The organism is Pseudomonas jinjuensis, from assembly GCF_900103845.1.
GTDB lineage: Bacteria > Pseudomonadota > Gammaproteobacteria > Pseudomonadales > Pseudomonadaceae > Pseudomonas > Pseudomonas jinjuensis.
The window spans coordinates 72,692-93,979 of sequence record NZ_FNIJ01000004.1 but is presented as its reverse complement, the minus strand read 5'-3'; the positions used below and the strand labels follow the sequence as shown (position 1 = coordinate 93,979).

The following is a 21,288-nucleotide window of genomic DNA, read 5'->3' as shown; positions in this document are numbered from 1 at the left end:
AATGAAGGCTGCCACGGGAGGTAGGACGCATGACCCAGCACATGACACGACTGTTGACCAGCCCCACCCAGGCCTGGCGGGCGATCCGCGACGACGCCGAGCGCAGCCCGGCGGGGTTCCTGCCGACGCTGCTGCTGATGCCGCTGCTGCCGGCGATGTGCCTGTACATCGGCACCACCCAGGTCGGCTGGCGCCTGCCGGGCAACGAGGACACCCAGTACCTCAGCGTCGGCAGCGGCGCGCTGCTCGGCCTGATGTGCTACGTCGGCTTCATCGCCGGGGTGGTGATCCTGGCCTTCCTGGTGCGCTGGGTGCTGTTCCGCACCGAACACCGGCCGGACCGTTTCTCCAGCATGACCTTCGCCACCGGCCTGACCCTGCCGATGATGGTCGCCGGCATGGCCGCGCTGATGCCGTCGCGCTGGCTGCTGCTGATCGCCGCTGGCCTGGCCTGCGCCTACTCGGCCATGCTGCTGTTCAAGGGCCTGCCGATCTTCATGCGCCTGTCGCCGCGCGCCTCGATGTTCTATGCCTCGTGCATCCTCGGCGTGGGCTTCCTTGCCCTGCTCACCACCGCCTTCATGTTCATCGAGTTCTGGGGCCAGACCATGAGCGGCAGCGGCGAATACCTTCAGTGACGCTGCGGCGGCTGCTCCGGCAACGGTTCCTCGGGCGGCTGGCGCATCGGCACTTCCTCGGGGAAGTCCTGCGGCACCTGGCTTTCACGGTCGGGGACGGGATATTCCGGGGGGCGCTGCTGGCAGATCATGGGAGGCCTCGCTCGGCGGGAGGGATGTCCCTGGGTTGAGCGCAGGATGGCGGGAATGGTTCAACCTGTAGGAGCGACTGTCCTGGTATCTGGTGCATTTTGTTCGCGAGCAAGGACTGGGCGTCCCCCTCGGTCCTACGAAGAGCGGGAACGTAGAAGCGGGCCATGCCGATGGGATGGCGGATAACGCTGGCGCGTTATGCGCCCTACGCGGCTGCTCATGGCCCGCTTGACACCATACCTGTAGGAGCCAGCTTGCTGGCGATCCAGGTTTTCCCTCAACGTCGGCGTGGAAGGAGAACACGTCAATCGCCAGCAAGCTGGCTCCTACAGGTTCTGTGCGTGTTTCAGGGGGTGGCGCGGCTCCGTGCTTCATCGACGCGGGAGCGTCGAGAGCGGCGTTTCCACGCAGGAGCGCGGGAACGCCAAGGGTCCGATTGCCTCAGCCAAACAACCCCAGCAACAGCCTGCGCAACTGCTCCAGCCCGAACGGCTTCGCCAGCCGCGGCAGCTCCGCCGGCAACGCCGCGGTGTCCATGCTGTAGCCGGTGGTCAGCACGCACTGCAGCCCGGGCTGCTCCCCGCGCACCTGCTGGATCAGCTGCAGGCCGTCCATCCCGGGCATCGCGTAGTCGGCGATCAGCAGGTCGAAATGCTCGTGGCCGGCCAGCAGCTCCAGCGCCGCGGCGGCCGATTCGGCGCGCCAGACGCGGCAGCCCAGGTCGTCGAGCAGGGCGGTGGCGCCGGTGAGCACCAGGGTGTCGTCGTCCACCAGCAGCACATCCAGGTCGAAGCGCCGCTCGCGGGCTTTTTCCTGTTGCATCCGCTCCTCGGCCCGCGGTGTCCGTTCCTGCGCCGCCGGCAGCCAGATCTCCGCGGTGGTGCCCTGCCCCGGCCGGCTGCGCAGGACCAGCCTGCCGCCCTGCTGCTGGGCGATGCCGTGGACGATGGACAGTCCGAGGCCGGTGCCCTTGCCGACTTCCTTGGTGGTGAAGAAGGGCTCCGAGGCCCGGCGCAGCGCCTCCGCGTCCATCCTGCAACCGCTGTCGCTCACCGACAGGCAGACGTAATCCCCTGCCGGCAGGCCGCTGCCGTCTCCTTCGGTCACCTTGCGGTTGGCGGCGGAGAAGATGATGACGCCGCCGTCGGGCATGGCGTCGCGGGCGTTGGTCGCCAGGTTGATGATCGACAGCTCCAGCTGGTTCTCGTCGCTCAGCACCGGGTCGAGCTGCGCGGGGAAGCGCGTTTCGATGCTGATGTTCGCCCCCAGGGCGCGGTCCAGCAGGTCGCTCATCCCGCGCATCAGCGCCGGAACCTCCAGCGGCTGCGGGAACAGCTGCTGCTTGCGGGCGAATGCCAGCATGCGCTGGGTCAGCGCCGCGCCGCGGCGGGTGGCCTCCATGGCGCTCTGCCAGAGTTCCTTCACCCGCGGCTCGTCGGGCAGGTGGCGATGCAGCATCTGCAGGCCGCCGATGATCACCGTCAGCAGGTTGTTGAAGTCGTGCGCCACGCCCCCGGTGAGCTGGCCCAGCGACTCCATCTTCTGCGACTGGATCAGCTCGTTGCGCGCCCGTTCCAGTTCCTCCTGGGCCTTGAGCTTGTCGGTGATGTCGCGGGTGATCTTGGCGAAGCCCAGCAGCTCGCCACTTTCGTCGCGCACCTGGTCGATGACCATGTTGGCGAAGAACGGCGTGCCGTCCTTGCGTACCTGCCACGCCTCGCTTTCGTGGCGCCCCTCGCGGCGGGCGGTTTCCAGGGCGATCTCCGGCTCGCCGGCGGCGCGGTCCCCGGCGTTGTAGCAGCAGGAGAAGTGCTGGCCGATGATCTCCTCGGGCGCGTAGCCGCTGATGCGCTGCGCGCCGGAGTTCCAGTTGGTGATCCGGCCATCCGGGTCGAGCATGTACAGCGCGTAGTCGGTCACCCCGTTGACCAGCAGGCGGAACTGCTGCTCGCTGCGCCGCAGCGCTTCCTCCGCGGCGCGGCGCTCGGTCAGGTCGCGGGTGATCTTGGCGAAGCCCAGCAATTCGCCGGACGGGCTGCGGATCGCATCCATCACCACGTGCGCCCAGAACCGCGTGCCGTCCTTGCGCACCCGCCAGCCTTCGCGCTCGTAGCGGCCTTCGCTGGCGGCGATGCGCAGCGCCTTCTCCGGCAGGCCCGCGGCGCACTCTTCCGGCAGATAGAAGCGGGAGAAATGCTCACCGAGGATTTCCTCGGCGGTATAGCCCTTGAAATGCTGGGCGCCGGCGTTCCAGCTGCTCACCATTCCCTGCGGGTCGAGCATGTAGATGGCGTAGTCGGTGACCGCTTCGACGAGCAGCCGGTAGCGGGCGTCTTCGACTTGGCGAGATACCAGAGGAGGGTTTTCGGGCATGGGGTTCCTTCGACCGCCGCGCTGTTCGCGGCTGATGTTGTTGTTCAGGTAAGCACAGGTTTCCGTGCCTGGCAGGGCTGTCCGACATTCCGGGGAAACTTTCGTTCGCCCCCTGGCTTCGAAAGCCTGAGGGCATTGGGAAAGGAGGATCCGACCATGCACAACCTGGAAAGCGAAACCTTCAAGATAGGCCTGTTCCAGCCGGAATCCAGCCTGGGCCAGGCGCTGCTCGCCGAGGCGCTGCACCGGCAACTGGAAGTCAGCGCGCTGGTCGACGACCTCAACGCCATGCCGGCGCGGCCGGGGCTGCGCTGCAAGATCGGCCGCCTCGACGATGCGCGGGCGGTGAGCGAGTCGGTGGCCGGGCTGGACGCGCTGATCGTCGGCTTCTCGCCGGACCTCCCCGGCTCCTGGCTGTGCCCCGCCATCGAGGCGCTGATCGACGGACTGGTGCGGGCCGAGGTGCCGCGCCTGCTGCTGGTCGCCGACTGGACCTGGCTGGACCGGCCCGCCGACCCCGCCGAAGCCGATCTCGCCCGGCGCCTGCAGCGCACCCTGCAGGCCAGCGAGGTGGACTGGACGCTGGTGCAGATACCGGAAGTGCAGGAAGGCTTCGCCGTCGACGATTTCGCCGGCCCGGAGCAGCAGCCGCTGGCCCTCGACAGCGCCCACGAGATGGCCCTGCGCTATGCCGCGGCGATGCTCGACGAGATCCAGCTGGGCCTGCACAAGCGCCAGCGCATCCGCCTGCTGGCGTAGGAGCCCGGCATGGAATACGACATCGCCCGGCTGGGCGGCACCTTCTGCCTGGCGCTGGCCTTCGCCACCTTCATCCTGCTGGTGCGCAGCTACCGGCCACGCGGGGTGGCGGCATTCTGGTACGACCTGACGCTGCTCGGCATCGCCCTGCTGCTGGCGAACTGGCCCCACGGTATCGCGCTGTTCCGCGAATTCAGCGCCGGTCCGCTGCTCGGCTGGCTGCTGGACGGTCTCGCCACCCTGGTCGGCTGCCTGCTCGGCTGGGCCTGCGCGCGGGGCATCGCGCACTTCCTCCGGCTGCGCCGCGCCACCGCTCGCGCAAAAGACTGAACCCGCCCGCGGGCGCCCCGTCACAACCAGTGAGGAGCGCCCGCCCGGGCGCGTCGAGCCCACGCGCAAACGCAATGGAGAACGACCATGAAGCATCCCCTGCTCCGCAGTTCCCTCATGTATGCCGCGCTGCTGTTCGCCGGACCGCTGCTGGCCGCCGGCGACAACCCGCCGACCGAACCCCAGGCCTTCGTCGAACACGCCTCGGCGGCCGGCGTCGCGGAAGTCGAGGCGGCCAAGCTGGCGCTGAAGAAGAGCGAGTCGGAAGACGTGCGCAAGTTCGCCCAGCACATCATCGACGATCACAGCAAGGCCAACGCCGAGCTGCAGACCCTGGCCCGCAGCAAGAACCTGCAGATCGAGGACGAAACCAGCCTGACCAACAAGGCCAAGGAAAAGATGCTCGACGTGCGCGAGGAAACCTTCGACTCGGCCTACGCGGAAAACCAGGTGGCGGCCCACGAGGAAGCCGTGAAGCTGTTCACCGCCGCCGCGGACAACACCAGCGACGCCGAGCTGCAGGAATTCGCCCGCGAGACCCTGCCGGTGCTCAAGCAGCACCTGAAGATGGCCCGCGAACTGGCCGAGGCGCATCCGTCCAGCTGAACCCGCCCGGGCGCAGCGCTCAGCCGATGATCACCCGGCTGGCCCGCTCGCCCACCACCATCTCGGTGATCCAGCGCACCAGGATGTCGGTATAGGCATCCTGGGCCTGCTCGGTGCTCAGTTCGTGATCGGCGGCATCGATGATCCGGTGGGTCATCGAGTGGGTCTGCTGGAACGCCGCGCGGTAGCTCAGGATGGTCGCGTGGGGCACGTGGATGTCGTGCTCCGACTCGACCACCAGCACGTCGCCGGTGAACGAGGCGCAGGCGCGCAGCGCGCGGTTGCTGGCCGCCGGAATGCGCGTGGAGCGGTACTCCATCAGGTCGTCGCGCGGCAGGTCGCGCTTGGGCACCAGCCAGTCCTCGTCGCGGTAGATGGCCGGCACGCGCAGCGCCAGCCAGCGCACCTTGCGCAGTTCGCTGAGGATGGCGGCGAGATAGCCGCCGTAGCTGGTGCCGACCACCGCCACCGCGTTGGGGTCGATCTGCGGATGCGCCACCAGCCGGTCGTAGGCGGCGAGCAGGTCGCGCAGGTTGTCCTCGCGGGTGATCCAGGCGCGGCGGCCTTCCTCGGCGCCGTGTCCGCGCAGGTCGAAGGTCAGGCAGACGCAGCCGAGCCCGGCGATGCCGCGGGCGCGCTTCAGGTCGCGCTGCTGGCTGCCGCCCCAGCCGTGGACGAACAGCACGCCCGGCACATGGGTGCGCGGGCTGAGGAAATTGCCGGCCAGGCGGCTGCTTTCGACTTCTATGTCGATGGTTTCGCTAGTCGCTGACATGGGTCTCCACCATGGCGTACTTGAGAAGGAATCCGCCCGCCGCGTCGCTGCCGCGGTAGATCTCCCGGGCGCCGGGCGGCAGGGTCTTGTCCTGCCGCGTCTCGAAGGACGAGGCGCGCACCGCGTGCAATCCGGGGTCGGCGACGAAGGCTTCCAGCGCGGCGATCTCCGCGCTCGACGCGCCGCCGATGCGCCACGACTGCTCCAGCACCCCGCTGCGCCGGCGGCCGCGGTGGTCGATGCCGCGGGCGATGTCGTAGTTGCGCCGCGAGGCGAAGAAGCGCGGGAATTGCTGGTGCGCGGCCACGTCGAAGATGCGCGCCTGCTCGATGGCCAGGCGCACCTCGGCGGCCAGGTCGAGGGCCAGCAGGCTGTCGAAGTCGCCACGCACCAGCAGCAGGTCGGAACCGCCGTACACCGATTCGCCGCTGGCCTGGCTGGCTTGGCTCTGGTGGCCGTGGTAGCTCATCAGGAAGCCGTTGATCAGCACCTGGCCGACGCTGTGGGTGTCGACCTCGGCGAGGTCCTGCTCCAGCACCAGGCCCTCCTCCAGCAGCACGTCGTCGTAGCCGTCCAGCGCCTCGGCCAGCTCGTCGGCATCCTTCGCCACCCGCTGGCCGTGGCCGCCGCAGGCGCCGACCGGCTTCAGCCGCAGCGGCCCCTCGGCCAGCCGGGCGCTGCCGGCGCGCATGGCGTCGGAACGGCGGAACACCGTGCAGCCATCGAGCACCACGTCGCGCACCCGCTCGGCGAAGGTCGCGTTCCAGCCCTTGGGCACGGCGGAGGGCCGCTGCACCAGCGGATGGGCGATGGCCTTGCTGGCGATGAAGGCGTGCTCGACGTAGCCGCCGAACAGGTCCAGCGGGCCGTGCACGCCGGTCCGCTTGAGCATCGCCGGCCCCACCAGGGTCTGCGTCGGCACCCAGTAGAGCCGCCGCGACGCATGCGCGAGCGGATCGTAGGCGCCGCCGAACTCCAGGCCCTGCACTTCGGCCAGCCAGGCGGCCAGGGCCAGGTTGCTGCGCACCTCGTCCGGCGCGGCGTCGTCGTTCATCGACCAGGCGACCACCAGCCGGTCGTTCGTGGCATCGATCATGCCATGCCCTCCTTTTGCCCAGGGACGCACCACTGCTGCACTGGTGTGTGGCACTCAACACTCGACTCGCGTGCCGGGCAGGAGTTCTACGGGATCGACGAAGCCGCCGGCGGCGGAAACGCTGTCGCGACGGCCTCGCTGACGTTGCACCGGCGCCGCCGGGGACGCCTGCAGAATGCCCGACGGATAGCCGTCGATCGTGCAGATCGCTCGTCGCGAACCGCCATCATCGAACTGTCATTTTCAGGGTTTTCAATGACTTGAGATTTCCCACGAACTGGTACGGGAGATGCAAGCTTTTTTCTCTGCTGTCCAGGCCGCTGACAGGGAAACCGGCCCACGATCCCGGCTCCGTGCATCCGCCGACGATCGGTCATTCCCATCCCATGACATGGCGGGGCATTTGCTTCAGCCGTTGCCAGCGACCCGGCGCCACCTTTCACCGGCTGCTCCTCAGGCAGCCGGGAAGAAAAACCAAACCTCACCGCCTGCGCACGGTCTTCCTCCACAAGGAACGACCGGAAGCGGCACAGAACACCTAAGGTCCGGCAGGAAATGCCGGGACCGGAAGTACACAGAGGAGATGCACATGGGCAACCTGTCGGCTAGCGCAAGACTGCAAGACACCCGTTCCCAGGGCCTTCCGCCCTTTCTCCATCCCGTGGAAGGGCTGCCTCCGCAGCAGCGCAGCAAGATACTGTTCGTCACGCCGGAGTTCACCGATTTCATCAAGGCCGGCGGACTGGGCGACGTCTCCGCCGCCCTGCCCCGTGCGCTCATGCAGCACCACGACATCCGCGTGCTGATTCCCGGCTACCGCCAGGTCCTCGACTGCGGCCGCGACTGCCGGGTGATCGGCCGCCTGCCCGGCCTGGCCGCGATTCCCGGCTGCGAGATCGGCGAGATCGTCCTCGACGACGGCCTGCCGGTGTACGTGCTGATCTGCCCGGAACTCTATGACCGCCCCGGCACGCCCTACGGCGACCTGCACGGCGGCGACTGGGCGGACAACCACATCCGCTTCGCCCGCCTCAGCCTGGCCGCCGCCGACCTCGCCGCCGGTTTCGGCGAGCTGGGCTGGTGCCCGGACCTGCTGCACGTCAACGACTGGCCCAGCGCCCTCGCCCCGGCCTACATGGCCTGGCGCGGCCAGGCGACGCCGAGCATCCTGACCATCCACAACCTCGCCTACCAGGGCTGCTACCCGCTGGCCTGCCGCGCCGAGCTGGGCCTGCCGGACGAAGCCGCGCTGCCGGAAAGCGCCGAGTTCTACGGCAGGCTGTCCTTCCTCAAGGCCGGCATCGCCCACGCCAGCCACATCACCACGGTGAGCGAGACCTACGCCCGCGAGATCACCACCGAGGAATTCGGCTGCGGCATGCAGGGCATCCTCGCCTACCGCCGCGACCGCGGCCAGCTCAGCGGCATCACCAACGGCATCGACGGCAGCTGGCAGCCGAACGCCGATCCGCACCTGGTCGAGGGCTTCGATACGCGGCGCATGGCCGGCAAGCGCGCCAACGCCGACTACGTGGAACAGCGCTTCGGCCTGTGCCCCGGCACCGGCCCGCTGTTCGCCGTGGTGTCGCGCCTGGTGCAGCAGAAAGGCGTCGACCTGACCCTGGCCATCACCGACGACATCGTCGACGCCGGCGGCCGGCTGGTGGTGATCGGCCGCGGCGAGCCGGAACTGGAAGACGCCATGCTGGAACTCGGCAGCCGCCACAAGGGCCGCGTCGGCGTGCACGTCGGCTTCTGCGAGACCGAGGCGCGGCGCATGTTCGCCGGCAGCGACTTCCTGCTCATGCCGTCGCGCTACGAGCCCTGCGGCCTGAGCCAGATGTACGCGCAGTGCTTCGGCTCGCTGCCCATCGCGCGCAGCACCGGCGGCCTGGCCGACACCATCGAGGACGGCGTGACCGGCTTCCTGTTCCGCGAGGAAAACCCGGCCAGCTACTTCGACGCGGTGCGCCGCGCGCTGAACATCTACCGCCATCCCGAGCTGCTCAACGCCATGCGCTGCAAGGCCATGGAGGCGCCGCAGCAGTGGGACCAGTCGGTGGAGCCCTACGCGCACCTGTACTCGAACCTGCTGCGGCGCGCCGCCCGCCACGCCGGCGCCATGGCGCGATGACCGCCTGGCGCCAGGCCGGAGCGCAGCCGCTGCCAGGCGGCGGCACGCGCTTCGCGCTGTGGGCGCCGGATGCCGCGACGGTCCGGCTGGAACTGGCCGACGGCGAACTGCTCGACCTGCGCCCCGACGGCGACGGCTGGTTCGTCGGCGAACATGCCTGTGGCGACGGCGCCGCCTACCGCTTCCTCATCGACGACCGCCTGCGCGTGGCCGACCCGGCGGCCCGCGCCCAGGCCGGCGGCGTGCAGGATGCCAGCCTGGTGCTCGACCATGCCGCCTACCGCTGGCAGGTCGAAAACTGGCGCGGCCGGCCCTGGCACGAGACGGTGCTCTACGAGCTGCACGTCGGCCTGTTCGACGGCTTCGCCGCGCTGGAAGCCTTCCTCCCCGCGCTGGCCGAACTGGGCGTCACCGCCGTCGAGCTGATGCCGCTGGGCGCCTTCCCCGGCCGCCGCAACTGGGGCTACGACGGCGTGCTGCCGTTCGCCCCGGCCAGCGTCTACGGCAGCCCGGACGCCCTCAAGCACCTGATCGACCGCGCCCACGGCCTCGGCCTGATGGTCTTCGTCGACGTCGTCTACAACCACTTCGGCCCGCAGGATAACTACCTCGGCCACTACGCCGGCGCCTTCTTCCGCGACGACCTGCACACGCCCTGGGGCAACGCCATCGATTTCCGCCGCCGCGAGGTGCGCGACTTCTTCATCGACAACGCGCTGATGTGGCTCAACGACTACCGGGTCGACGGCCTGCGCCTGGACGCGGTGCATGCCATCGGCGAGAAGGACTTCCTCGTCGAACTGGCCGCGCGGGTGCGCGAATCGGTCGACGGCCGCCACGTGCACCTGGTGCTGGAGAACGAGGACAACCAGGCCAGTCTGCTGCGCGAGGGCTTCGACGCGCAGTGGAACGACGACCTGCACAACGCCCTGCACGCCCTGCTCACCGGCGAGCGCGAAGGCTACTACGCCGACTTCGCCGAGCAGCCGACCCGGCACCTGGCGCGCTGCCTCGGCGAGGGCTTCGCCTACCAGGGCGAGCCCGACCGGCGCGGCCAGCCGCGCGGCGAACCCAGCGCCGGGCTGCCGCCGACGGCCTTCGTCAGCTTCCTGCAGAACCACGACCAGGTCGGCAACCGCGCCTTCGGCGAACGCCTGATCTCCCTGGTGCGGCCCGAACCGCTGCGCATCTGCGTCGCCCTGCAGCTGCTCTGCCCGATGATCCCGCTGCTGTTCATGGGCGAGGACTGGGGCGAGCGCCGGCCGTTCCTCTACTTCACCGACTTCCACGGCGACCTGGCCGACGCGGTGCGCGAAGGCCGGCGCGCGGAGTTCCGCGAATTCGGCCGCTTCGCCGACGCCGATGCGCTGCAGCGGATTGCCGATCCCAACGCCGAGGAAACCTTCGCCGCCTCGCGGCCCATGTCCGCGCAGGGCGACGCCGGCTGGCGAGCGCACTACCGGCGCCTGCTGGCGCTGCGCCACGGGCAGATAGTCCCGCGCCTGCCGGGCAGCCGCGCCCTCGGCGCGGAGGTGCTGGGCGACGGCGCGATCAGCGCGGCCTGGCGCCTGGGCGATGGCAGCCGGTTGCGCATCGACTTCAACCTGGGCGAGGCCGCGGTCGCGGTGAAAGCGCTACCGGCCCGCGCCGCCCTGGTCTTTCATGAAGGACTGGACGTCGGGCAGTACCGCGCCGGCCGCCTGCCGTCCGGGAGCATTGCCGTCAGCATGGAGTCTCCACAATGACAGATGCCTGCCTCGCTTCGCTGGCCCAGGCGGTCGGCATACACCTCGACTGGACCAGCGCCGACCACCAGCCGCAACGGGTTTCCCCGGAGGTGCAGCGCGCCCTGCTGGAAGCCCTCGGCTTCCCGGCGCAGAGCCCGGAACAGATCGCCCGCAGCCTCGCCGAGGTGCGCCATCGGCAGGCGGCGCCGCCGGCGCTGCTGACCGTCGACCGCGGTGCGCCGCTGGACCTCGACGACCGCTTCCTCGGCGACAGCCCGTTCCAGCTGCAACTGGAGGACGGCAGCCGCATTGACGGCCGCCTCGACGACCAGGGCCGCCTGCCGCCGCAGCAGCAGTGCGGCTACCACCAGCTGCGCATCGGCGATGCGCAGCTGGCGCTGGCGGTGACGCCGCCGCGCTGCCCTACGGTGGCCGAGCTGTGCGGCGGCCGACAGCGCGTCTGGGGCCTCGCCGCGCAGGTCTACTCGCTGCGCCGCGAGCACGACGGCGGCCTCGGCGACCTCGGCGCGCTGCAGGACCTGCTGCGCAGCGCCGCCCGGCACGGCGCCGACGCGCTGGCGATCAGCCCGCTGCACGCCATGTTCGCCGCCGCGCGGCAGGCCTACAGCCCCTATTCGCCGTCCAGCCGGCTGTTCTTCAACGAGCTGCACGCGGCGCCGGAAGACCTGTTCGGCGCCGCAGCGGTGCAGCGGGCCATCGCCAGCTGCGGCCTGGCCGAAGAGATGCGCCGGCTGGAAAGCCTGGCGCTGATCGACTGGCCGGCGGTGTCGGTGGTGCGCGAGCGCCTGCTGCGCCAGCTGCACATGGAATTCCGCCACGGCCCGGAAGAACTGCAGCAGGACTTCGCCCAGTTCCGCGTCCAGGGTGGCGAGGCGCTGATGCACCACTGCGCCTTCCAGGTCCTGCAGGAACGCCGCCGCGCCGCCGGCGACGGGCTGGACTGGCGCAACTGGCCGGCCGAGTACCAGACGCCGTACAGCCCGCTGGTGCAGAGTTTCATCGCCGCGGAGGAAGCCGAGATCGGCTACCAGCTGTTCGCCCAGTGGCTGGCCGCGCGCAGCCTGCACCGCGCGCAGCGGGTCGGCCGCGAGGCCGGCATGGGCATCGGCCTGATCGCCGACCTGGCGGTGGGCGCCGACCCGGCCGGCAGCCAGGCCTGGTCGCGCCAGGACGAACTGCTCAGCGGCGTCAGCGTCGGCGCGCCGCCGGACATCCTCAACCGTTCCGGGCAGAGCTGGGGGCTTTCCGCCTTCAGCCCGGACGGCCTGCGCCGCCACGGCTTCCGCGGCTTCATCGAGATGCTGCGGGCCAATCTCGCGCACGTCGGCGGCCTGCGCATCGACCATGCCATCGGCCTGCGCCGGCTGTGGCTGATCCCGCGCGGCGCATCGGCGGAGGCCGGCGCCTACCTGGAATACCCGATGCACGACCTGCTCCGCCTGATCTGCCTGGAGGCCAGCCGCGCCCGCGCGCTGATCATCGGCGAGGACCTCGGCACCATCCCCGAGGGCCTGCGCGAAACCCTCGCCTGGCGCGGCATCCTCGGCACCCGGGTGCTGCTGTTCGAGCAGCACGGCGGGCATTTCATCGCCCCGCAGCACTGGTCCGCCGAGGCCCTGGCCACCAGCACCACCCATGACCTGCCGCCGCTGGAAGGCTGGCTGCGCGGGCGCGACATCGAATGGCGCGAGCTGAGCAACCACTACGCGCCGGAAGTCGCCGCCGGCGAGCGGCACCTGCGCGAGGCGGAACGCCACGGCCTGCTGGCCGCGCTGCGCGGCTACCAGGGCGAGCACGACGGGCCGGTGGAGGCCGCCGCCGGCTTCCTCGGCGCGACCCCGGCGCCGCTGGTGCTGCTGCCGCTGGAAGACGCCCTCGCCAGCGACGAGCAGCCGAACCTGCCGGGCCCCGGCGACACCCACCCCAACTGGCGGCGGCGCTGGCCGACGCCGGCGGCGCAGATGCTCGACAGCCCCGAAGTCGCCGCCCGCCTGCAGCGCCTGGACGCCGCCCGCCGCCATGCGGAGCCGCGGCATGACTGAGCTGCGCGCCACCCTGCGCCTGCAGTTCCATGCCGGCTTCACGCTCGACGACGCCGTGCCGCTGCTGGACCATTTCACCGCCCTCGGCGTCAGCCATGTCTACGCCTCGCCGCTGCTCACCGCGCAGCCGGGCTCATCCCACGGCTATGACGTGGTCGACCCGACGCGGATCAACCCGGAACTCGGCGGCGAGCCCGCCCTGCGCCGCCTGGTCGCCGGCCTGCGCGAGCGCGGCATGGGCCTGATCGTCGACCTGGTGTCCAACCACATGGGCATCGGCGCGGCCAATCCCTGGTGGCAGGACGTGCTGGAATGGGGCCGCGCCAGTCCCTACGCGAGTTTCTTCGACATCCACTGGCACAGCGCCGACCCGCTGCTGCGCGACCAGGTGCTGCTGCCCTGCCTGCCCGACGACTATGGCGAGGTGCTGGCCGGCGGCGCCATCGGCGTGCACTTCGACCGCGGGCGCGGGCGCTTCCACGTCAGCCTCGGCGCGCTGCGCTTCCCGCTCTGCCCGGACAGCTACGACCTGCTGCTGAACCACGGCGAGGACGCCGAGCTGCGCCGCCTCGCCCAGCGCTTCGCCGAGCTGGCCGGCAACCCCCAGGCCCGCGAGGCCGCCGCCGCGCTGTGCGAGGAACTGGCGGCGCTGCTCGACGAGGCGCGCCTCGACGCCGTGCTGCGCCCCTACCGGGTGGCCGAGGGCGCGCACTGGTGGCCGCTGCACCAGCTGCTGGAAATCCAGCACTACCGCCTGGCCAACTGGCGCACCGCGGCGGACGACCTCAACTGGCGGCGCTTCTTCGACATCAACGAACTGGTCGGCCTGCGCGCCGAACGCGGCGACGTGTTCGAAGCCAGCCACGGCTGCCTGTTCCGCCTGATCGGCGAAGGGCTGATCGACGGCCTGCGCATCGACCACATCGATGGCCTGGCCGATCCGCGCCACTACTGCCGGCGCCTGCGCCGCCGCTGCGACGCGCTGGCCGGACGCCACCTGCCGATCCACGTGGAGAAGATCCTCGGCCCCGGCGAACGGCTGGCCGGCGACTGGCAGGTGGATGGCAGCACCGGCTACGAGTTCATGAACCAGGTTTCCCTGCTGCAGCACGACCCGCTCGGCGAGCTGCCGCTGGCCGGGCTCTGGCGGCGCCTCAGCGGACGCAGCGAGCGCTTCGCCGACGAAATCCGCGAGGCCCGCGAGCTGGTCCTGCAGACCTCCCTGGCCGGCGATCTGGAAAGCGTCGCCCTGGGTCTGCTGCAGATCGCCCGCGCCGACGTGTTCAGCCGCGACCTGCCGCTCGGCGCGATCCGCCGCGCGCTGTTCCAGCTGATCGCGGCGTTCCCGGTGTACCGCACCTATGCCGGCGTCCTCGGGCGTTCCGCCGAGGACCGGCGCTGGTTCGACGAGGCGCGCCGGGAAGCGGAGGCGCATCTCGGCGAAGCGGACCGGCGGGTGCTGGACTGGCTCGACCGCTGGCTCGGCGGCGAGCCCCTGCGCGACCTGCCGCCGGGCCAGTTGCGGCGCCTGCGCTGGCGCATCCTCGCGCGCTTCCAGCAGCTCACCTCGCCGGCGGCGGCCAAGGCGGTGGAGGACACCGCCTTCTACCGCTCGGCGGTGTCCCTGGCGCGCAACGAGGTGGGCTTCGATCCGCAGCGCTTCAGCGCCCCGGCGGAAGCCTTCCACCAGGCCTGCGCCGAGCGCCGGGACAGCTTCCCCGACACCCTCCTCGCCGGCGCCACCCACGACCACAAGCGCGGCGAGGACAGCCGCGCGCGCCTCGCCGTGCTCAGCGAGCGCGCCGGCTGGTTCGCCGAGGCGCTGGACAGCTGGCGGGAGCTGGCCGCGCCGCTGCGCCGGATGATCGACGGCCAGCACGCGCCGAGCGGCGGCGACGAGGCGATCCTCTACCAGTGCCTGCTCGGCGCCTGGCCCATGGACCTGGCGCCGGACGATGCGCCGGGCCTCGACGCCTTCCACCAGCGCATCGCCCAATGGCAGCGCAAGGCCCTGCGCGAGGCCAGGCTGCGCAGCGACTGGAGCGCGCCCGACGAGCCCTACGAGAACGCCTGCGCCGCCTTCGTCCACGCCCTGCTGCTGGATGCTGCCGGCCTGCCGCTGCGCCGCGCCCTCGCCGAAGCGGCGAACAGCCTGATGCCGGCCGGTGCGCTCAACAGCCTGGCCCAGGCCCTGCTGCGCTACAGCGTGCCCGGCGTGCCGGACCTCTACCAGGGCTGCGACTTCTGGGACTTCAGCCTGGTCGACCCGGACAACCGCCGGCAGCCGGATTTCGCCGCCCGCAGCCGCGCCCTGCAGGAGGGAGAACCAATGCCCGCGCTGCTCGCCGCCTGGCGCGACGGGCGCATCAAGCAGGCGCTGATCGCCCGCGCGCTGGGGCTGCGCAAGCGGCATCCGGCGCTGTTCCGCGAGGGCGACTACCAGCCGCTGCAACTGCGCGGCGAACAGGCCGGCCGCCTGCTGGCCTTCGCCCGCAGCCACGCTGGCCGCAGCCTGCTGGTGGTGGTGCCGCGCCTGGCCGCCGGCCTGCTCGGCGACCAGCCGCTGCCCCAGGTGCCGGCGCAGCGCTGGGGCGATACCGAACTGCTGCTGCCCGCCGCCCTGGCCGGGCGCCGCTTCGCCGGGCTCTTCGCCGGCGAGGAAGTGCAGGACGAGGACGGCCGCCTGCCGATTGCCGAGGTGCTGCGGAATTTCCCGGTGAACCTCCTGTATTCCAGCGAATGACCAAGGAGTAGCCCGCATGAAGAACGACGAACAACGCATCCGCGAATTCGCCTACCAGATCTGGGAGTCCGAGGGCCGCCCCCACGGCCAGGCGGACCGCCACTGGGAGATGGCGCGCAGCCTGGTCGAGGCCGAATCCACGGCGGGCAGCGCGCCGAAGCCGGAAGACGCGCCGAAGAAGGTCCCGCCGCGCCAGCGCAAGCCGGCCCGGGAGGAACCGGACAAGCCGGCGATCCTGCAGGAGCCGCCGCGGCGCAAGGGCAAGCTGCCCAAGGCCGATCCGGAAACCCCGGCCGAGCCCGGGGCTTCGAAGCCGAAACGCAGCGCCAAGGTCGTCGCCGAAGCGCCGGCCGCGCCCGGGCCGGCCACGCGCCGCCGGCCGAAAATAGCGGATGAGTGAGCGAGGGAGCCGGCCCATGCGCACAGCCAAGGCACGCTCGCAGTCGCGGGTCAGCGAGGGCCATCCCTATCCGCTGGGGGCGACCTGGGATGGCCTAGGGGTCAATTTCGCGCTGTTCTCCGCCCATGCCACCAAAGTCGAGCTGTGCCTGTTCGACAGCGAGGGCCGGCGCGAACTGGAACGCATCGAGCTGCCCGAGTACAGCAACGAGATCTGGCACGGCTACCTGCCCGACGCCCATCCGGGGCAGATCTACGGCTACCGCGTGCACGGTCCCTACGAGCCGCGCGCCGGCCACCGCTTCAACCCGAACAAGCTGCTGATCGACCCCTATGCCAAGCAGCTGGTCGGCAGCCTGCGCTGGTCGGAGGCGCTGTTCGGCTACACCATCGGCTCGGCGGACGCCGACCTCAGCTTCGACGAGCGCGACAGCGCGGCCTTCGTGCCCAAGTCGAAGGTCATCGACCCGGCCTTCACCTGGGGCGAACAACTGCCGGTGCGGGTGCCCTGGGACCACACGGTGATCTACGAGGCGCACCTGCGCGGCATCAGCATGCTGCATCCGGCGGTGCCGGAACGCCTGCGCGGCACCTGCGCCGGGCTGATGAACGCCGAGCTGCTCAGGCACATCCGCGAACTCGGGGTGACCAGTATCGAGCTGCTGCCCGTGCATGCCTTCCTCGACGACAAGCACCTGCTGGAAAAGGGCATGAACAACTACTGGGGCTACAACAGCATCGCCTTCTTCGCGCCCCAGGCCCGCTACCTCGCCAGCGGCCACGTCAACGAGTTCAAGGAGATGGTCGCGCACCTGCACGACGCCGGCCTCGAACTGATCCTCGACGTGGTCTACAACCACACCGCCGAAGGCAACGAGCTCGGCCCGACGCTGTGCATGCGCGGCATCGACAACGTCTCCTACTACCGCCTGCAGGCCGACGAGAAGCGCTACTACGTCAACGATTCCGGCACCGGCAACACCCTCGACCTGAGCCATCCCTGCGTGCTGCAGATGGTCACCGACTCGCTGCGCTACTGGGCCACGGAAATGCGCGTGGACGGCTTCCGCTTCGACCTGGCGACCATCCTCGGGCGCTACGCCGAGGGCTTCGACGAGCGCCACAGCTTTCTCGTCGCCTGCCGCCAGGACCCGGTGCTGAGCCATCGCAAGCTGATCGCCGAACCCTGGGACTGCGGCCCCGGCGGCTACCAGGTCGGCGGCTTCGCGCCCGGCTGGGTGGAGTGGAACGACCGCTTCCGCGACACCGTGCGCAGCTTCTGGCGCGGCGACGAGGGCCAGCTGCCGGACCTGGCCCGGCGCCTGACCGCCTCCGGCGACCTGTTCGACCGCCGCGGCCGGCGCCCGCAGGCCTCGGTCAACTTCGTCACCGCCCACGACGGCTTCACCCTGCGCGACCTGGTCTCCTACGACCACAAGCACAACCAGGCCAACGGCGAGGACAACGCCGACGGCCACAACGACAACCGCTCGTGGAACCACGGCTGCGAAGGCCCCAGCGACGATCCGCAGATCCGCCAGCTGCGCCTGCGGCAGATGCGCAACCTGCTGGCCACCCTGCTGCTCGCCCAGGGCACGCCGATGCTGCTCGCCGGCGACGAGTTCGGCCGCACGCAGAAGGGCAACAACAACGTCTACTGCCAGGACAACGAACTGAGCTGGATCGACTGGAACGTCGACGAGGAAGGCCACGAACTGTACGCCTTCGTCCGCCGCCTGATCCGCCTGCGCCGCGCCTACCCGATCCTCCGCCGCGAGCGCTTCCTGGTCGGCGACTACAACGAGGCACTGGGCGTCAAGGACGTCACCTGGCTCGCCCCCAACGGCGACGAGATGACCGAGGAACACTGGCACGACGGCCACGCCCGCTGCCTCGGCATGCTCATGGACGGCCGCGCCCAGCCCACCGGCATCCTCCGCAAGGGCGGCGACGCCACCCTGCTGCTGGTGCTCAACGCCCACCACGACGTGGTCGAATTCCGCCTCCCGGAAGTCGCCCAGGGCAGCGCCTGGCACTGCCTGATCGACACCCGCCACCCGGACCTGCGCGAAGGCGAGGCGCTGGCCTTCGGCAGGCAATTCCGTGTCGGCGGCCGCTCGCTCCTGCTGTTCGTGCTGGAGCGGGAGGAGGAAGCCCCATAGGGTGGATCGGCTCCACCGATCCACCATGGCCGCGCAATGGTGGATGAAAAGAGCCTCATCCACCCTACGCCAGCCGGCAACACCGTCGCCCATCGTTCCCACGCTCCCGCGTGGGAATGCATCCCCGGACGCTCCCGCGTCCCCGCGCCAATGCCGCCAATCCTCTCCCCTCGACAAACGGACTGAATCCGCCTGAACGGTCAGGCCATCATTCCAGTCCGAATCTATAGGTGCCCCAGCGAAGGCATCCGAATCAGTCAGCGATCGAAGGAGGCTTCATGAGCGGCGCGAACGGGATCGGCCAGCGCAGCGAAGCCGTCAGCGCCACCAGCGCCGCCCTGGCGGAGTGTTCGCTGAAGGTGCTGACCATGAACATCCACAAGGGCTTCGCCGCGTTCAACCGGCGCTTCATCCTCCCCGAGCTGCGCGAGGCGGTGCGCTCCACCGGCGCCGACCTGGTGTTCCTCCAGGAGGTCCACGGCGAGCACAGCCTGCACGCCGGCCGTCACGCCGACTGGCCGACGGCGCCGCACTACGAGTTCCTCGCCGACAGCATGTGGCCGCAGTACGCCTACGGGCAGAACGCGGTGTACCCGCAGGGCCACCACGGCAACGCGCTGCTGTCGAAATTTCCGATCCGCGCCTATCGCAACCTCGATATCTCGGTGCAGGGCCACGAAGAGCGCGGCCTGCTGCATGCCGAGCTGCAGCTGCCGGGGCTGCAGGCCACGCTGCACGCCATCTGCGTGCATCTCGGCCTGTTCGAGGCGCAGCGCCGGCAGCAGCTGGAACTGCTCTGCCGGCTGGTCGGCGAGCTGCCGATCGAGGAGCCGCTGATCGTCGCCGGCGACTTCAACGACTGGCGCTGCCGCGCCGGCCGCGTGCTCGGCCGCTGCGGCCTGCGCGAGGCGTTCGCCGCGTTCGGCGGGCCGCCGCGCAGCTTCCCGGCGCGCCTGCCGGTGCTGCGCCTGGACCGCATCTACCTGCGCAATCTCAGCGCCCACGAGCCACGGGTGCTGTCGCGGCGACCCTGGCCGCACCTTTCCGATCACCTGCCACTGGCCGTGGAGGTACGCCTATGAGGTACGACTGGCGCGATGGCAACCACGTCGAACTGCTGATCAACGGCGAGGAATTCTTTCCCCGGGTCTTCTCGGCGATCGCCGCGGCCCGCCACGAGGTGCTGCTGGAGACCTTCATCCTCTACGACGACAAGGTCGGCCGCGCGCTGCAGCGGGTGCTGGTCGAGGCCGCGCAGCGCGGCGTGCGCGTGGTGCTGACCCTGGACGGCTACGGCAGCGCAGACCTCGGCCTGGGCTTCATCGACCGGCTGACCGCGGCGGGCGTACAGCTCAACCTGTTCGATCCGCGTCCGCGCCTGTTCGGCATGCGCACCAACCTGTTCCGCCGCCTGCACCGCAAATTGCTGGTAATCGACGGCAACCGCGCCTTCGTCGGCGGGATCAACTTCAGCGCCGACCACCTGGCCGACTTCGGCGCCATGGCCAAGCAGGACTACTCGGTGTTCATCAGCGGGCCGGTGGCCGCCGACATCCGCCAGGCCTGCCTGGAACTGCTCGACCAGCACGGCGCCGGCAGCCGCACGGCGCTGGTCGGCTGCCCGCTGCCGCACGGCAGCAGCCGGGTGCGCCTGGCCCTGCGCGACAACACCGAACACCGCACCGAAATCGAGGCGCACTACCTGCTGGCGATCCGCGCCGCGCGGGAGCGGCTGGTGATCGCCAACGCCTACTTCTTCCCCGGCTACCGCCTGCTGCGCGAACTGCGACGGGCGGCGCAGCGCGGCGTCGAGGTGCGGCTGATCCTCCAGGGCCTGCCGGACATGCCGCTGGTGCGCCTGTGCAGCAAGCTGCTCTACGACACCCTGCTGCGCGACGGCGTGCAGATCTTCGAATACTGCGACCGCCCGCTGCACGGCAAGGTGGCGCTGGTGGACGGACGCTGGTCGACCGTGGGTTCGAGCAACCTCGACCCGCTCAGCCTGTCGCTGAACCTGGAAGGCAACCTGCTGATCGACGACCCGGCCTTCGCCCGTGGCCTCGACCGTCACCTGGCCGAACTGGCAGCCAGCCGCTGCCGGCGCGTCACCCGCAAGGCGGCGCGGCGCGGCTTCTGGTGGCGGGCGCCGCTGGTGTTCCTCAGCTTCCACTTCCTGCGCCACTTCCCGGCCATCGCCGGCCAGTTGCCGGCTCACCGGCAGCGGCTGCAATCGCCGGGCGACGCGGAGAACCGCGAGCTGGATTCGGGACAATCGCTATGAGCAGCATCGGCGAGACGCCGGGCGGGCACGTCGTCGACGAACGCAGGGCGCGGCGCTGGAAGCTGGCGCGGCGGGCGTTTTCCTGGGGCTTCCTGCTTTTGCTGCCGGTGCTGCTGTTCCTGCTGGCGCGCACCATCGACTGGAAGGAGGTGCTCGGCGCCCTCGGCGAATACAAGCGCACCACCCTGCTGCTCGGCCTGCTGGTGAGCATCGCCGGCTACACGGTGTTCAGCAGCTACGACGTGCTGAGCCGCTACTACATCGGCCATCCGCTGCCGGTGAAGCGGGTGTTCCCGGTGGCCTTCGTGTGCAATGCCTTCAACCTCAACCTGAGCTCCTGGGTCGGCGGCGTCGCCCTGCGCTACCGGCTGTACTCGCGGCTCGGCATGAGCGTGGCGGACATCACCCGCATCCTCAGCTTCAGCATGATCACCAACTGGTTCGGCTTCATGCTCATCGGCGGCGCCCTGTTCGCCCTCGGCCTGCCGGACCTGCCGGAGGGCTGGAAGATCGGCAACACCGGCCTGCAGGCGATCGGCGTGCTGCTGCTGGGCGTCTGCGCCTTCTACTTGTGGGCCTGCCGCTTCGCCCACCGCCGCACCTGGGGCTGGCGGCGCTACAAGGTCAAGCTGCCGACCCTGCGCGTGGCCCTGCTCCAGGCCGGACTGGGGATCGCCAACTGGTCGCTGATGGCGCTGCTGATCACCGTGCTGCTACCGGACCGCGCGCACTACCCGGAGGTGCTGGCGATCCTGCTGATCAGCAGCATCGCCGGGGTGATCGCGCACATCCCCGCCGGCCTCGGCGTGCTGGAAACCGTGTTCATCACCCTGCTGCACAGCAAGTTCAGCAAGGGCACCCTGCTCGCCGCGCTGATCGGCTACCGCGCGCTGTACTTCCTGCTGCCGCTGCTGCTGGCCTGCGCCGTGTACCTCTGGCTGGAGCGCCGGGCGCGCAGGTTGAAGAAGAGCCGGAGGAATCGGAAGGTAGAGACCCCGTAGAAGCGGGCCATGCCCGCGCCATATCGACAACGCGGGGATCCAAAAGACAGTTGCTCCTACACGGTTTCC

17 protein-coding genes are annotated in these 21,288 nt (G+C 70.3%); 13 read left to right on the top strand and 4 right to left on the bottom strand.

Translation table 11 applies throughout. The features are described from left to right. Positions 1-41 precede the first annotated feature (41 nt). Positions 42-638 (top strand): Yip1 family protein, encoded by a 597-nt coding sequence (locus tag BLR75_RS06790; RefSeq protein ID WP_245726112.1) that lies wholly within the window; start codon positions 42-44, stop codon positions 636-638. Here BLR75_RS06790 and BLR75_RS26665 read toward each other — a convergent pair. After that, the gene (locus BLR75_RS26665; RefSeq protein WP_169720287.1) at positions 632-769 is read right to left on the bottom strand and encodes a hypothetical protein; all 138 of its coding nucleotides are present in this window, start codon (positions 767-769) and stop codon (positions 632-634) included. The two genes, BLR75_RS06790 and BLR75_RS26665, sit on opposite strands and share 7 nt — an antisense overlap. 442 nt (positions 770-1,211) lie before the next feature. After that, positions 1,212-3,143: a hybrid sensor histidine kinase/response regulator gene (locus tag BLR75_RS06785; protein ID WP_084314348.1), complete on the bottom strand. Its 1,932-nt coding sequence runs from the start codon at positions 3,141-3,143 to the stop codon at positions 1,212-1,214. Between the two features lie 156 nt (positions 3,144-3,299). On the opposite strand from BLR75_RS06785, the gene BLR75_RS06780 reads away from it, so the two are divergent. From BLR75_RS06780 to BLR75_RS06770, 3 genes are all read left to right on the top strand, one after another. Continuing rightward, positions 3,300-3,902, top strand: a complete 603-nt coding sequence (locus tag BLR75_RS06780) for an NAD(P)H-binding protein (RefSeq protein ID WP_084314347.1) — start codon at positions 3,300-3,302, stop codon at positions 3,900-3,902. A gap of 9 nt (positions 3,903-3,911) precedes the next feature. After that, positions 3,912-4,232, top strand: coding sequence for a hypothetical protein (locus BLR75_RS06775; RefSeq protein ID WP_084314346.1), 321 nt, complete (start codon positions 3,912-3,914; stop codon positions 4,230-4,232). Between the two features lie 87 nt (positions 4,233-4,319). Continuing rightward, positions 4,320-4,838, top strand: a complete 519-nt coding sequence (locus tag BLR75_RS06770) for a DUF4142 domain-containing protein (protein WP_084314345.1) — start codon at positions 4,320-4,322, stop codon at positions 4,836-4,838. Between the two features lie 19 nt (positions 4,839-4,857). Here BLR75_RS06770 and BLR75_RS06765 read toward each other — a convergent pair whose 3' ends face one another. Beyond that, positions 4,858-5,613, bottom strand: a complete 756-nt coding sequence (locus BLR75_RS06765) for an alpha/beta hydrolase family protein (RefSeq protein ID WP_084314344.1) — start codon at positions 5,611-5,613, stop codon at positions 4,858-4,860. Then, positions 5,600-6,709, bottom strand: coding sequence for a DUF3182 family protein (locus BLR75_RS06760; RefSeq protein ID WP_084314343.1), 1,110 nt, complete (start codon positions 6,707-6,709; stop codon positions 5,600-5,602). The genes BLR75_RS06765 and BLR75_RS06760 overlap by 14 nt, the downstream gene beginning before the upstream one ends. Positions 6,710-7,298: 589 nt before the next feature. On the opposite strand from BLR75_RS06760, the gene glgA reads away from it, so the two are divergent. The 9 genes from glgA (at position 7,299) to BLR75_RS06715 (ending at position 21,219) form a co-directional block, all read left to right on the top strand. Further along, the gene (gene glgA / locus BLR75_RS06755; protein ID WP_084314342.1) at positions 7,299-8,843 is read left to right on the top strand and encodes a glycogen synthase GlgA; all 1,545 of its coding nucleotides are present in this window, start codon (positions 7,299-7,301) and stop codon (positions 8,841-8,843) included. Further along, the gene (treZ, locus tag BLR75_RS06750) at positions 8,840-10,588 is read left to right on the top strand and encodes a malto-oligosyltrehalose trehalohydrolase (RefSeq protein ID WP_084314341.1); all 1,749 of its coding nucleotides are present in this window, start codon (positions 8,840-8,842) and stop codon (positions 10,586-10,588) included. The genes glgA and treZ overlap by 4 nt, the downstream gene beginning before the upstream one ends. Beyond that, on the top strand, positions 10,585-12,633 hold the full coding sequence (gene malQ, locus BLR75_RS06745) for a 4-alpha-glucanotransferase (protein WP_084314340.1): 2,049 nt from the start codon (positions 10,585-10,587) through the stop codon (positions 12,631-12,633). The genes treZ and malQ overlap by 4 nt, the downstream gene beginning before the upstream one ends. After that, on the top strand, positions 12,626-15,376 hold the full coding sequence (locus BLR75_RS06740) for a malto-oligosyltrehalose synthase (RefSeq protein WP_084314339.1): 2,751 nt from the start codon (positions 12,626-12,628) through the stop codon (positions 15,374-15,376). The genes malQ and BLR75_RS06740 overlap by 8 nt, the downstream gene beginning before the upstream one ends. A 16-nt stretch (positions 15,377-15,392) precedes the next feature. Next, positions 15,393-15,776 (top strand): DUF2934 domain-containing protein, encoded by a 384-nt coding sequence (locus BLR75_RS06735; protein WP_084314338.1) that lies wholly within the window; start codon positions 15,393-15,395, stop codon positions 15,774-15,776. A gap of 16 nt (positions 15,777-15,792) precedes the next feature. Then, the gene (gene glgX / locus BLR75_RS06730) at positions 15,793-17,937 is read left to right on the top strand and encodes a glycogen debranching protein GlgX (protein ID WP_084314337.1); all 2,145 of its coding nucleotides are present in this window, start codon (positions 15,793-15,795) and stop codon (positions 17,935-17,937) included. Between the two features lie 368 nt (positions 17,938-18,305). Further along, a complete protein-coding gene (locus tag BLR75_RS06725; protein ID WP_245726118.1) occupies positions 18,306-19,019 on the top strand; it encodes an endonuclease/exonuclease/phosphatase family protein in 714 nt (237 codons plus the stop codon). Next, entirely contained in the window at positions 19,016-20,218 is a 1,203-nt protein-coding gene (clsB, locus tag BLR75_RS06720) for a cardiolipin synthase ClsB (RefSeq protein WP_084314335.1), read from the top strand. Before BLR75_RS06725 ends, clsB begins: the two co-directional genes overlap by 4 nt. After that, entirely contained in the window at positions 20,215-21,219 is a 1,005-nt protein-coding gene (locus BLR75_RS06715) for a lysylphosphatidylglycerol synthase domain-containing protein (RefSeq protein WP_084314334.1), read from the top strand. Before clsB ends, BLR75_RS06715 begins: the two co-directional genes overlap by 4 nt. Positions 21,220-21,288 lie beyond the last annotated feature (69 nt).

Excerpts from the sequence above, each read along its gene's own strand:
- BLR75_RS06790 (WP_245726112.1), top strand. The coding sequence starts at position 42 with ATGACACGACTGTTGACCAGCCCCACCCAGGCCTGGCGGGCGATCCGC.
- BLR75_RS26665 (WP_169720287.1), bottom strand. The coding sequence starts at position 769 with ATGATCTGCCAGCAGCGCCCCCCGGAATATCCCGTCCCCGACCGTGAA.
- BLR75_RS06785 (WP_084314348.1), bottom strand. The coding sequence starts at position 3,143 with ATGCCCGAAAACCCTCCTCTGGTATCTCGCCAAGTCGAAGACGCCCGC.
- BLR75_RS06780 (WP_084314347.1), top strand. The coding sequence starts at position 3,300 with ATGCACAACCTGGAAAGCGAAACCTTCAAGATAGGCCTGTTCCAGCCG.
- BLR75_RS06775 (WP_084314346.1), top strand. The coding sequence starts at position 3,912 with ATGGAATACGACATCGCCCGGCTGGGCGGCACCTTCTGCCTGGCGCTG.
- BLR75_RS06770 (WP_084314345.1), top strand. The coding sequence starts at position 4,320 with ATGAAGCATCCCCTGCTCCGCAGTTCCCTCATGTATGCCGCGCTGCTG.
- BLR75_RS06765 (WP_084314344.1), bottom strand. The coding sequence starts at position 5,613 with ATGTCAGCGACTAGCGAAACCATCGACATAGAAGTCGAAAGCAGCCGC.
- BLR75_RS06760 (WP_084314343.1), bottom strand. The coding sequence starts at position 6,709 with ATGATCGATGCCACGAACGACCGGCTGGTGGTCGCCTGGTCGATGAAC.
- glgA (WP_084314342.1), top strand. The coding sequence starts at position 7,299 with ATGGGCAACCTGTCGGCTAGCGCAAGACTGCAAGACACCCGTTCCCAG.
- treZ (WP_084314341.1), top strand. The coding sequence starts at position 8,840 with ATGACCGCCTGGCGCCAGGCCGGAGCGCAGCCGCTGCCAGGCGGCGGC.
- malQ (WP_084314340.1), top strand. The coding sequence starts at position 10,585 with ATGACAGATGCCTGCCTCGCTTCGCTGGCCCAGGCGGTCGGCATACAC.
- BLR75_RS06740 (WP_084314339.1), top strand. The coding sequence starts at position 12,626 with ATGACTGAGCTGCGCGCCACCCTGCGCCTGCAGTTCCATGCCGGCTTC.
- BLR75_RS06735 (WP_084314338.1), top strand. The coding sequence starts at position 15,393 with ATGAAGAACGACGAACAACGCATCCGCGAATTCGCCTACCAGATCTGG.
- glgX (WP_084314337.1), top strand. The coding sequence starts at position 15,793 with ATGCGCACAGCCAAGGCACGCTCGCAGTCGCGGGTCAGCGAGGGCCAT.
- BLR75_RS06725 (WP_245726118.1), top strand. The coding sequence starts at position 18,306 with ATGAACATCCACAAGGGCTTCGCCGCGTTCAACCGGCGCTTCATCCTC.
- clsB (WP_084314335.1), top strand. The coding sequence starts at position 19,016 with ATGAGGTACGACTGGCGCGATGGCAACCACGTCGAACTGCTGATCAAC.
- BLR75_RS06715 (WP_084314334.1), top strand. The coding sequence starts at position 20,215 with ATGAGCAGCATCGGCGAGACGCCGGGCGGGCACGTCGTCGACGAACGC.